Origin of the sequence: Tardiphaga sp., from assembly GCF_028290495.1 — a bacterium.
Classification (GTDB): domain Bacteria; phylum Pseudomonadota; class Alphaproteobacteria; order Rhizobiales; family Xanthobacteraceae; genus Tardiphaga.
In genome coordinates, this window is the sequence record NZ_JAQGJT010000046.1 from 65,067 (window position 1) to 74,363 (window position 9,297).

12 protein-coding genes and 1 tRNA gene are annotated in these 9,297 nt (G+C 58.5%); 5 read left to right on the forward strand and 8 right to left on the reverse strand.

Translation table 11 applies throughout. The features are described from left to right. The first annotated feature begins 199 nt into the window (after window positions 1-199). Window positions 200-274 (forward strand) — tRNA-Asn (locus tag JWQ24_RS08635). 125 nt (window positions 275-399) lie between these two features. Beyond that, on the forward strand, window positions 400-1,881 hold the full coding sequence (locus JWQ24_RS08640; RefSeq protein ID WP_299806663.1) for a P-loop NTPase fold protein: 1,482 nt from the start codon (window positions 400-402) through the stop codon (window positions 1,879-1,881). A gap of 197 nt (window positions 1,882-2,078) precedes the next feature. Here JWQ24_RS08640 and JWQ24_RS08645 read toward each other — a convergent pair whose 3' ends face one another. Beyond that, window positions 2,079-2,630, reverse strand: coding sequence for a hypothetical protein (locus JWQ24_RS08645; protein ID WP_299806665.1), 552 nt, complete (start codon window positions 2,628-2,630; stop codon window positions 2,079-2,081). 466 nt (window positions 2,631-3,096) lie between these two features. Between JWQ24_RS08645 and JWQ24_RS08650 the strand changes: the two genes are divergently transcribed. From JWQ24_RS08650 to JWQ24_RS08660, 3 genes are all read left to right on the forward strand, one after another. Beyond that, window positions 3,097-3,564: a hypothetical protein gene (locus tag JWQ24_RS08650; protein ID WP_299806667.1), complete on the forward strand. Its 468-nt coding sequence runs from the start codon at window positions 3,097-3,099 to the stop codon at window positions 3,562-3,564. A 121-nt stretch (window positions 3,565-3,685) separates the two neighbouring features. Further along, window positions 3,686-3,868: a hypothetical protein gene (locus JWQ24_RS08655; RefSeq protein WP_299806669.1), complete on the forward strand. Its 183-nt coding sequence runs from the start codon at window positions 3,686-3,688 to the stop codon at window positions 3,866-3,868. Further along, entirely contained in the window at window positions 3,865-4,272 is a 408-nt protein-coding gene (locus tag JWQ24_RS08660; RefSeq protein WP_299806671.1) for a hypothetical protein, read from the forward strand. Before JWQ24_RS08655 ends, JWQ24_RS08660 begins: the two co-directional genes overlap by 4 nt. On the opposite strand, the gene JWQ24_RS08665 is transcribed toward JWQ24_RS08660, so the two are convergent. Genes JWQ24_RS08665 through JWQ24_RS08695 form a run of 7 tightly spaced genes read right to left on the reverse strand, consistent with a single transcriptional unit; the run spans window position 4,269 to window position 9,288 of the window. Then, window positions 4,269-5,066: a hypothetical protein gene (locus tag JWQ24_RS08665; protein WP_299806673.1), complete on the reverse strand. Its 798-nt coding sequence runs from the start codon at window positions 5,064-5,066 to the stop codon at window positions 4,269-4,271. The genes JWQ24_RS08660 and JWQ24_RS08665 overlap by 4 nt on opposite strands. A 59-nt stretch (window positions 5,067-5,125) precedes the next feature. Next, the gene (locus JWQ24_RS08670; protein WP_299806675.1) at window positions 5,126-5,377 is read right to left on the reverse strand and encodes a hypothetical protein; all 252 of its coding nucleotides are present in this window, start codon (window positions 5,375-5,377) and stop codon (window positions 5,126-5,128) included. Further along, window positions 5,374-6,198, reverse strand: coding sequence for a hypothetical protein (locus JWQ24_RS08675; RefSeq protein ID WP_299806676.1), 825 nt, complete (start codon window positions 6,196-6,198; stop codon window positions 5,374-5,376). Before JWQ24_RS08675 ends, JWQ24_RS08670 begins: the two co-directional genes overlap by 4 nt. Further along, the gene (locus JWQ24_RS08680; protein ID WP_299806678.1) at window positions 6,195-7,625 is read right to left on the reverse strand and encodes a hypothetical protein; all 1,431 of its coding nucleotides are present in this window, start codon (window positions 7,623-7,625) and stop codon (window positions 6,195-6,197) included. Before JWQ24_RS08680 ends, JWQ24_RS08675 begins: the two co-directional genes overlap by 4 nt. A 10-nt stretch (window positions 7,626-7,635) precedes the next feature. Then, on the reverse strand, window positions 7,636-8,106 hold the full coding sequence (locus JWQ24_RS08685; protein WP_299806680.1) for an HK97 gp10 family phage protein: 471 nt from the start codon (window positions 8,104-8,106) through the stop codon (window positions 7,636-7,638). Between the two features lie 6 nt (window positions 8,107-8,112). Beyond that, a complete protein-coding gene (locus JWQ24_RS08690) occupies window positions 8,113-8,529 on the reverse strand; it encodes a hypothetical protein (RefSeq protein ID WP_299806682.1) in 417 nt (138 codons plus the stop codon). Between the two features lie 12 nt (window positions 8,530-8,541). Continuing rightward, window positions 8,542-9,288, reverse strand: a complete 747-nt coding sequence (locus tag JWQ24_RS08695) for a hypothetical protein (RefSeq protein ID WP_299806684.1) — start codon at window positions 9,286-9,288, stop codon at window positions 8,542-8,544. Window positions 9,289-9,297 lie beyond the last annotated feature (9 nt).

Sequence of the window (9,297 nt, forward strand, 5' to 3'; positions counted from 1 at the left end):
GTTTTGGCGATGCCACTGTGGTGTTTCAACGCCGCAAGTTCCGTATTCGTTGCGGCAGATCATCGACGAAAAACGAAAACCCCCTTGTAAATCGCTGATTTCGGGAGGTTTTCGTTTTATGTGGCTGAGCCGCATTTCCCGCTTTGCAAGCCCGGATCGCTTTGTTATACGCTGCGGCAAGCGAGGCTTAATTCGCTGTTCCCTGGTAGCTCAGTGGTAGAGCATTCGACTGTTAATCGAATGGTCGCTGGTTCGAATCCGGCCCGGGGAGCCAAACAAATTCAATGACTTAGATGCTTTGTGGGCCGTCCAGCTGGGCGGCCTTTTTTGTTCTGGGCCACCCTGGGGGCCACTTTCTCCTTTGGCGAATCCGTCCGACGCTCGCTTGGGGGAAACAAAATGTCCGAGATTGCTGCTGTCGCTGATGTGCCCGATATTTGGGAAAACGATCGACTAGGAAGGGCCGCAGACGCGGCGTTCTTAAAACTGTTTTTGATAAACAGAACGATCGAACGCAAAGCTGCCGGGCAGCCGGCCTCGTACGTGCTCAATATCGATGCCCGCTGGGGGCAGGGGAAGTCGTTCTTTCTCTCGCGATTTGCAAAGATGTTAGAGGCCGACAAGTTTTTGGTCGCGCAGGTTAACGCCTGGCAGGATGACCATGCTGATGATCCACTGCTTTCGGTGATGGACGCAATCGATGCTGCGGTTGCGCCCTTAGTCAAGAGAGAGAAGAAAGCGCGGGATTGGTGGAATCAAGCCAAACGAAATGGTGCTGCTATCGCCGTGGCTGCTGCGAAGGGCGCAACGATCCAAATTGCTAAGAAGGCTATCGGATCGGGACTCGATGAGGTGAACTCCATCCTGGCTTCTGACACTTCAAAGGATACCGAAAAAACTGCGGACGACCTAGCGAAGGCGCTTGGCGAGATGATCGGCGAGCAAGGCAAAACTCTGTTGGCATCTTTCCGCGAAGGAAAGAGGACTATATCGAAGTTCAGAGAGAGCGTCGGGCAGTTTCTTAAAATCGCTGCCGAAAAAGGGCAAAGCTTGCCACTCTTCGTTCTGGTCGATGAGCTTGACAGATGTCGTCCGCCATTTGCCATCGCGATGCTTGAGCGGATGAAGCACCTATTCGACATTGACCAAGTCGTTTTTATCGTCGCCACCGATACGACCCAACTCAGCCATTCGATTGGCGCAGTCTACGGATCAGGCTTTGATAGCGAAGGATATCTCTCGAGATTCTTCAATCGGACGTACCACTTTGAAGAAGCAACGCGAAAGTTGTTCGTTGAAGGACTTCTCACAGAGCTGCCAATAGATCCGACGAATTTATCGTTACCGCCAAACACTGACTTGGCTTCCTACCTGACCCAAGCATTCGACTATTTCACGTTGCCTTTGCGAGATATAGAACAAGCCTACGATATCCTGCGAAGCTTCGTCACGACATGGAATCAAAAATGTAAAATCGAAATCGTGCCGCTTTTACCGATAGTAATTGCACATCAGCAAAAAAGTGCTCTCCCTTTAGATAGCAATTTTGGTAGCGGGATTAATCAAATTGCTCGGCGCTTCGGCGGACCGAAAAGCCCGTGGCGCGTGACCTTCAACACTGGCGACTTTCGGAGCAGAGCGGAAGAGGTGGACGGCATTTCTCTAACAAATGATTTCATAAATCATGCAGTGAAGCCGCTATCAGATCTGAATCGCGAGGTCTCTGTAGTCTATTCGCGGTGGGTAGTGCAGCGTCTGTCAGATGAGTTCATGTTGTTGCATGGGAACAGTCATCACTCTGGCTCGCCTCCTTTTTCGATAGTTTTACGCTATCCAGAAATGGTTCGATCGGCAGGTCGCTTAAGCGGGCGAAAAGGCTGAGTGACCATCCCGCCGGCCGTAGCCGACGAACCGTTATCGGAATTCCGATGGCGGTGATGCCCGGGACCAGCCCGGGCGTCGTGGTCGTAATTCCGGCCGCGGTCAGTAGGCGATCGGGAATCGCCACCCGACGATGAAGATCAGGAAGGCCAGCACCAGCGCGATCAAAAGCCGGTCGAAGACTTGGACAGCGCGGTTCATGCAACATACCTCGCGAAACCGCTGGCGCGGCTCCCCGAGTAACCGTGGCACTGCTCCATCAGCCCGGCGAAGTCGCCGATCCCGCTTTCCAGTTCGCCATCCTCGCAGGACTGCTCGAGGTCGCGATCGTCCATGCTCGGCCCGCCAGCGGTGATGCCACACAGTGACGGCTCGCGGCCGTCGTGCTCGTCTTCGAGATCTGCCGATTCGCCGCTGGCCCAGGTCCGTTGGCTGCCGCTGATCGTGGGATTAATCGAACCGAGCGACCACTCGTCGTCATGGTTATCCTCGTCGTCGAAGTCATAGACCTCCGCCTCGTCGGCCTGCTCGCAACAATTCTCGAAGCCGGCGAGGTTCGACTCGACCGGCTCCGGCTCCAGGTCGGTGTCGCCGTCGAGCTCGTTGACCAGGTCGATCAGGAATTCGATCTGCACCTGCGCCTCATGCCGCAGGCGGCTGAGGGCCTGAAAGATCTGTTCGGGGGAAAGGTCCGTCCGGCGATAGATCGCATCCAGGGGGCTCCCTGGCTTCTTCTTGGGGGTTTTCATGTGTTCGTCTCTTCGGTTTGGCTGTTCAAGGCCAGTCGCCGGCATCGGGCCGGCAGCCGGGAGTTGAACACCTGCCGAAGAGACAGGCCGACGCACTTTTAAGCCCGAAGGCTCTGGACATAGCGCACCGCTCCCGGCCATAATGGCCAGGTCGGTGCACCCGCCAAGGTGCAACCATTAGCATTTCGAGCCCGCCAAGGCTCTACCGCGCTCGCAGGCCGCAACCTCGTCAAAGGTCGCAGGCCTTGTTCTTCGGTCCGGGTGTTCAAGCCCACGGACATGATTTCACTGATTTACTTAAAAATCCATCCCCATCGGGGCCCTTTGGCGCGTCTGTACCCTCCACTTTTGACAGGGAGGGTGGCGCTGGCATCGCTCGGTGAATAGTGGGGACGCTGCGGAGATTAATACCCGTCCGACGCGTGGCCTGCCATCCTGAACGCACTAAGCGAATCAGGGAGTGAAAATGTCAGACGACGAACTCAAGAAGATGCTCGACGCTGCACTGAACCAAGTCGCAAGTCGCGACAGCACAGAAAATGCCGCAAAGAAAAAGCTCGAAGCGGACATGAAAGCCTCTGGCGTTCAGCTGAAGGAACGAGTGCTGCCACGATTACGTGCCGCGCAGGAGGCTTGGAAAGGTAAACTAAAACTCGATATCGTCGACGACAGTGCGAAATTCGCTGCTGGCGCGAATGGCCGCACGACTAATCCGTCGATAACGGCAACGGCAGTTGGAGTAGAGCCTGCAGGTTTCGTCTTTGTTACTCACTATCCAGGTCACGCATCAATTCAAGTAGGCGCCGGATTGAACCGAGGTTCGCAAGCGCACGATTTTCGCATCTCCAAAATCGACGATCTGACAGATGGATTGATCGACCAAGTGTTGCAATCGATTCTCGATATTGCCCTTGGTTTGAAGAAACGTCACTGACATCCGTCCGTCTCCCTGTCACTTGCCGGGTTTCACTGACCTTTTCCCGTTCAAACAAGAGTTCCTGACCTTTTAGGCGCGCTCAGGTTGCGCTAGGCTGGTGGCTCACAGGGAGCCTGAAATGCGGTTTGCTCAATTCGCCGGCGAAGACGGACATTCGATCTACATCAACCCGGAAAAGGTTAGGTCCGTTCATTTTGTGAGTGAGCGCGCCTGCTTTGTAACCTTCGCGCACGACCATGGAATTCGAATCCCATTGCAGGCGGAGCTTGTGGTCGCCGACTTGAAAAAGGCGAGCAATTGAAATTCGCCGCAACAGCACTGACGGCGCTGCTGATGGCCACCGCGGCGCATGCAGGACAAGCTGCGGATGTAGCCAAGCAATGGGGACTGATCGGCAAGTGGGCTGTGAATTGTCCAGACGGCCAGACCATCTCCTACGAGGTTGAGCCCGACGGTCGACTGATCTCCGACAATGGAACGAAGGCGATCGACGAGATCGAGACCGCCTCCGTCAACGAAGAGAAGCAGCTCATCCTGAGCTACATCTCGACCAGGGAGCAGGTGCAACGCACCCTGATCATCGACAGGAAAGGCGATACGATCCGCCCTATTCTCAACCGAAATTCACGAAACGAATACACGGTCAGAAACAGTAAATTTGAAGCGACGGGCCAGGAGACTGCTTGGCTGCAGAAATGCCGCTAACGCGAGCATGCCTTCTTCAATACGGCGATCTCCGGCGCCTTCATCTTCTCGCCGGCGCGCAGGCGTCGCTCTACGGCAGCCCGCACCGATTCGGGCAGTGACGATGACGACAGCGCGAATAGCGCGGCGCGGGACATCTTCTCGACTAACCAAACCTTGTCGCCGTAGAGCTGCGCGGCGTTGATGACCTGGCCGCACTCGCTGGCGCTGAGCCCGAAACGATCAGCAGCGAGCCGGGTAATCGGACTGGTCGAGTGCGGACCCTTGTGCTTGAGCAATTCCAGGCCCTGCTCAATCGCCCTACGGGCCTTGCTGACGCGATTGGTGACGGGCGGCGCCGGTGGTGCATCTTTCTCTGCAAGCGTCCTGCCGATCCTCCTGCCGACGCTGATCATGTAGTGGTGCTCTAGCTCTCGATCGGCAAAGGCATCGAGGCCGCGGAAGACTTCAAGCAACGGCACCAGTGGCACCACGTCGAACGCTTCCAGCCATTCGCTGCCACGCTCCGGCCACTCAGGCCGACGCTTCATGATGTCGCTGACGGCCGAGACAATAGGCTCGATCAGCGCGTCGCCATTGCCCTCCGATTCCGTGATCGTGATGATCAGCAGCCGGATATGGGCCTCGCCGTGAAACTGCTGCAGCCGCAACAGCCGGGCCCGCACTGCCGCATCAATCAGCGGTCGATCCATCTCGACCAGAAGGCGCTGCAGGCCTTCCGGGTCCGGTGGCGGTAGACGCCATTGCTGCCGAGCCGCAGGCTGCTGATCGATCTGCTTCGCGACGGCTGGCATGTGTTCCTCGCTATGGGCCTTGTTTCAAATAAATCGTCTTCTTAGCGCCGTTTTTAGCGTCAGCCCTTCTTGTTTGAATTTGCAGCTAGTCGTTGTAGCCGGTCGGTTTCCCTAGTTGCGGCTCTGGCAACCTCTTCAAAAAACTCGATGACCCGCTGTCGCGCGCCTGGCATGTCGAGCTTGAAGATCGAGGCATATCCGCGGGATATCATTTCGCCCGCAATGCGGTCGTCGGGAATCCCGGCGTCGCGCAGCTCGCCGAACAGGATATCGACCCGTTCGGAGAGTAACAGGGCTTGCTCAGACGTCATGCGGCGACCTTCCGTAACGCACGGCGGGACGATGTGAGCTTGTGGCGGAAGGTGGCCCCATCACGCCAGACCTTCCAATCGACGGGCGCCGCTGCCTGGATCGGCTCGCCGATCGCGTCGGGCCATTCGACCAACACCTTCTGACTTGATCCCCGTCGCGTCACAGTGGTGAGCAACGCGCGGCCGCCGCAGGTGATCGTTTTGGACTGGTCAGGGAAACGAGCGCAGGGCTTGCGCCGCATCATCTCCATGATCTGTAGCATGTCGACCTCGGGCGTCATGTCCTCGGTCGCGAGGTGGAAGGGGAATCCGGCCGCTTTCAAATCGTCCGACGAAAAGATGCCGGGAGCCATCGACAGGTTTGCGACTGAGTGGAGGATAAAGGGCTTGTTATAGACTCCCTTCCCGCCTTTCAATTTCGGGGCGCTCTTGGCGTCGGTGTAGCAGGCGCTGTCCTCGTACCCGCAGCGGATCTGGTAGCCTTCCGGCCGCTGCCGGTGCTCAGACCAGCCGAAACAGTAAAACTCGGTGTCCGGATGGCCGCACTGCCGCAGCATGTCCTCGTGGTCGAGGTAGACCTTGCGGACGTGGTTGGGCGCGTCGAGTATGAAATCATCAAACGATGCAAACCGATCGACCAGCGACAGCGCGAACAGGTGACGAGCAATCACCGGCCCGCGGGTAAATATCGCCATATTGATGTCGGGCAGCACCGACACCTTGTCCTCAAAACCCGTCACCACGCCATCCACTGTGTAGCTGGCGCTGTCGGTCAACAGGTGAATCGCGTCCGGGTGTTTCATTACGACGATTGAGGTCATGACTGCTCCTGTCCTGTTGCGATGTCCGAAAGGCCTTCGGAAATCGGCGTCATAGATTGCTGAGAGAATTGCGAGATCGCGGAGTTGGTCCTAAGCGCGGAGGCCTCGACGCTTCCGAGTGCCGTGGCGACGTCGGGGTAAATGCTGGCGAGCTGCCGGGCGATAGCAACGTCCTCGCTCGACATGAACGCCGTCTGTCTGCCAAAACTGATCTCGTGATCAACACTGGCCCGCGCCAACTTCGTTGCGGCATCGCTTGCGGCTTGCCCCAGTTCGGAGATTTTCTGTTTCTGGGCATCCGTTGCGGCACCGCCTTTTTGCTGTGCGGCCTCGAGCAACTGAGCCTCGGCCCGGAGTCGGGCATGTTCGCCGGCAGTCGCACCGACGGCATCGGCATCCGCTCGCATCGCGGCAATGTGCTTGTTCGCGGAGATCACCGCCCCGTCGAACGGATCGCGCGCCGGCGCTGCTGTCCTGATACGATTCGAGAGACCAAGGCCTTCGCGATCTTCCGGCGTTGCGGTGCCCCGCAGGAGCCGCAGTGACCGTTGCATGTCCTTTACCTTGTCGGCAGTCATCCCGGCTTCCTGGGAAGCGGAGAGCAGCCCGTTGGCGACGCCAGCAAGGGCCGGGTTCGAGTTGCCTATATCGGCGATGGCATTTCGGAATTTCTCGACGGCCGGAGCACCGAGGGCGATATTGCCACTCAACTCCTCAAGAGCACTTTTAAATGGCCCGAAGTTGGGGGAAATATCGAAAGCACCGGCACCCGTTATCCCGCCCATCGCGTCGGTGGGCGCAGCGACCGGGACGGTGCTTCGCAGGAAGGATGAAGTTTGATGCCTGATGTTCGATTGCAGCGCGTTGATGTTCTGCGACGTTTGCAGCTCTAGGATCGCCTTGGACTGGTCGTAGAATTTGCCGGCCTTCTCGGCGGCGTCCCGATAGGCATCCTTCACTGAGCCGAGCAGCCTTGCCTGCTCTGAGAGACTGGCCTCGAGGGTCGGCCCACTGCTCGCTGTGAGCGCATAGTAGGCCGTCGATGCGGCGGTAATGCCTTGCATCGCAAGCGAGGCAGCATTGTAAGAGCCCAATATGCTGAGGATGCCGGACGCCCCGCCACCTGCCGCGGTATTCAGTTTCGTGATGCCACTCGATGCGCTAGTCGATGCCGTCGCCATCTTCTCGGACGCCGCGTTGAAAGCTGCCGTTCGAGTCTGGTACTCGGCGACCGAGATCCCGGCGCGTTTGGCAGCGGCCTCCATCGCCCCCATGCCGGCGGCGACCTTCGAGCTAGATTGAGCCAGTTGATCGGCTGCGGCCGAGGCTGCTCTGCTGGCCGCAGACAATTGATCTAGATCGCCCTTCGCCGCTTTGACTTGGGAAGTGTCGACTGCAAGGCCGATCGTTGCTGAAGCGTCGCTCATGTTTCACCCCTCAATCGTATTTAGTGAGTCGGGCGAACCCGTTGAGCACAGTGTTTTTTGCCTTCACAATGTTGCGGTCGACAATTTGCGGCCACTGCATCGCAGCGAGTCGGACGAAGGCGCGAGGCGCCATCTTCGACGTCCCGTATTCGAGATACGTCGCGTAAGCGGCGGTGTATCCGATGTAGAGCGGTTGCCCGAGCTCGGTGCCAGCAATCACCAAATTGACCTCTCTAGGATTGTAAACGGCGGGTGCTCCGCCTTTCGCGGACGGGTCAATTTGAGGCATGGAATCGTTGGAAGCTCGGATGCTGGCGCGTAGAAAGCCGAAGTCGATCGGCATGTTGCCGCCGGCGCCCACCGGCTTTTGCATTTCCGAAACGACGTCCTGAGCGCTCATCCTGAAAACGGCAAGTAGCCGCTCCTCGGCTTGTCGGCACCAATTGTCGACGTCGGTTGCAAAAGTAAGGTTGGACGCCATTCGCTGCTACCCTTCCGTTGCAGGGCTGAGCGGGCGGCCGGCATTCGCCAGCAGCAGAACATCCTGTGACAGCGGTTCGGTGAGGTTCGGCAGGCCCGTCTTCCACACGGCGTCCTCAACCTCGGCAGGTCGGCTTCCGAGGCCTGCGGCGACCACCTCCACGTAGGCGTCGAAGTCCATCAGCGACAGCCGGCTGAGGACGGTTTGAAAGCCGCGCTGGCCGTTGACGACCTTTGCCGCCTTCAGCGACGGGACCAGCGTTTTCTGCTTCCCGTTAAGTTCGATCTCGATCGTGCCGGTGTCAGTCTGGTCAGTCATCTTGCTTCCTGGTTTGGTTCCGAGAACAATATCGGGAGTGATGGGAAACGAGGCGGCGGTTCGGCGTTCGCCGGCCTCGTCCATCGCGCTGGCGTCGGATGCCACCTGCGCAAACCGTCATGCTGCGCGCTCCGCCAGATACTCAGCTTCGCTGGCATAAAATTTCCCGTCTCGGATTTCATCGGGCGTGGCGTGGCGATGCAGATCGGTGCTGCCTTTTTTCTCGTATTGCACGACAAGAACCGGCTGATCGTCGCCCATCTTGACCAGCCACGGTGCCCTGAGCTTCTGCTCAATCGGCGTCGCGAAGGCGTCAAACTCAAGCTGCGGCATGCCGGCTTTCGTCTGCAGATCGTTCCGCGCCACCGCGGCGATGCCGGCCGCTTCGTTGAGCGTCGATTCCAATTCGGCGATCTCGGCGAGCTGCGGGCCGAACAGCGTTTTCAGGCGCGCCTCCTGTGCGGCCTGGACGAGGAAGCCTTCGTTCGGTGTGAGGCCGCTCAGCACCGGCGGCTGCTCGAGCAGAGCGTCGGCGAAAGTCGGGTCGGTGGTGATCAGCCCGGCGCGCACGGCCGTATCCATGCCCCGCATCGCTGCCCTGAGCTCTTGCCGGTTCAACGCGCCGACCAGATCGGTCTTGTCGAAGGGTGGCGACTTCACCGCAGAGCGCTTGGTCTCCAGCGTCTTTCGAAGATCGTCGACGGGCTTGCGAGCATCCCGCAGATCCCGCACCGCGCGCTGCAAGATGGTCTTCAGCGCGTTGGCGCGGCCCACTTCGCTGAGGTCGCGGTTCATTGCTACGCGCTCGCAATCTTGGGAAAACGCCTCGGCAACGTCGAGGCATTTTGCCAGTTGGCCGCGCATCGGATGCGC

Excerpts from the sequence above, each read along its gene's own strand:
- JWQ24_RS08685 (WP_299806680.1), bottom strand. The coding sequence starts at position 8,106 with ATGGCGTCCAACCTTACTTTTGCAACCGACGTCGACAATTGGTGCCGA.
- JWQ24_RS08640 (WP_299806663.1), top strand. The coding sequence starts at position 400 with ATGTCCGAGATTGCTGCTGTCGCTGATGTGCCCGATATTTGGGAAAAC.
- JWQ24_RS08680 (WP_299806678.1), bottom strand. The coding sequence starts at position 7,625 with ATGAGCGACGCTTCAGCAACGATCGGCCTTGCAGTCGACACTTCCCAA.
- JWQ24_RS08670 (WP_299806675.1), bottom strand. The coding sequence starts at position 5,377 with ATGACGTCTGAGCAAGCCCTGTTACTCTCCGAACGGGTCGATATCCTG.
- JWQ24_RS08665 (WP_299806673.1), bottom strand. The coding sequence starts at position 5,066 with ATGCCAGCCGTCGCGAAGCAGATCGATCAGCAGCCTGCGGCTCGGCAG.
- JWQ24_RS08675 (WP_299806676.1), bottom strand. The coding sequence starts at position 6,198 with ATGACCTCAATCGTCGTAATGAAACACCCGGACGCGATTCACCTGTTG.
- JWQ24_RS08645 (WP_299806665.1), bottom strand. The coding sequence starts at position 2,630 with ATGAAAACCCCCAAGAAGAAGCCAGGGAGCCCCCTGGATGCGATCTAT.
- JWQ24_RS08650 (WP_299806667.1), top strand. The coding sequence starts at position 3,097 with ATGTCAGACGACGAACTCAAGAAGATGCTCGACGCTGCACTGAACCAA.
- JWQ24_RS08655 (WP_299806669.1), top strand. The coding sequence starts at position 3,686 with ATGCGGTTTGCTCAATTCGCCGGCGAAGACGGACATTCGATCTACATC.
- JWQ24_RS08695 (WP_299806684.1), bottom strand. The coding sequence starts at position 9,288 with ATGCGCGGCCAACTGGCAAAATGCCTCGACGTTGCCGAGGCGTTTTCC.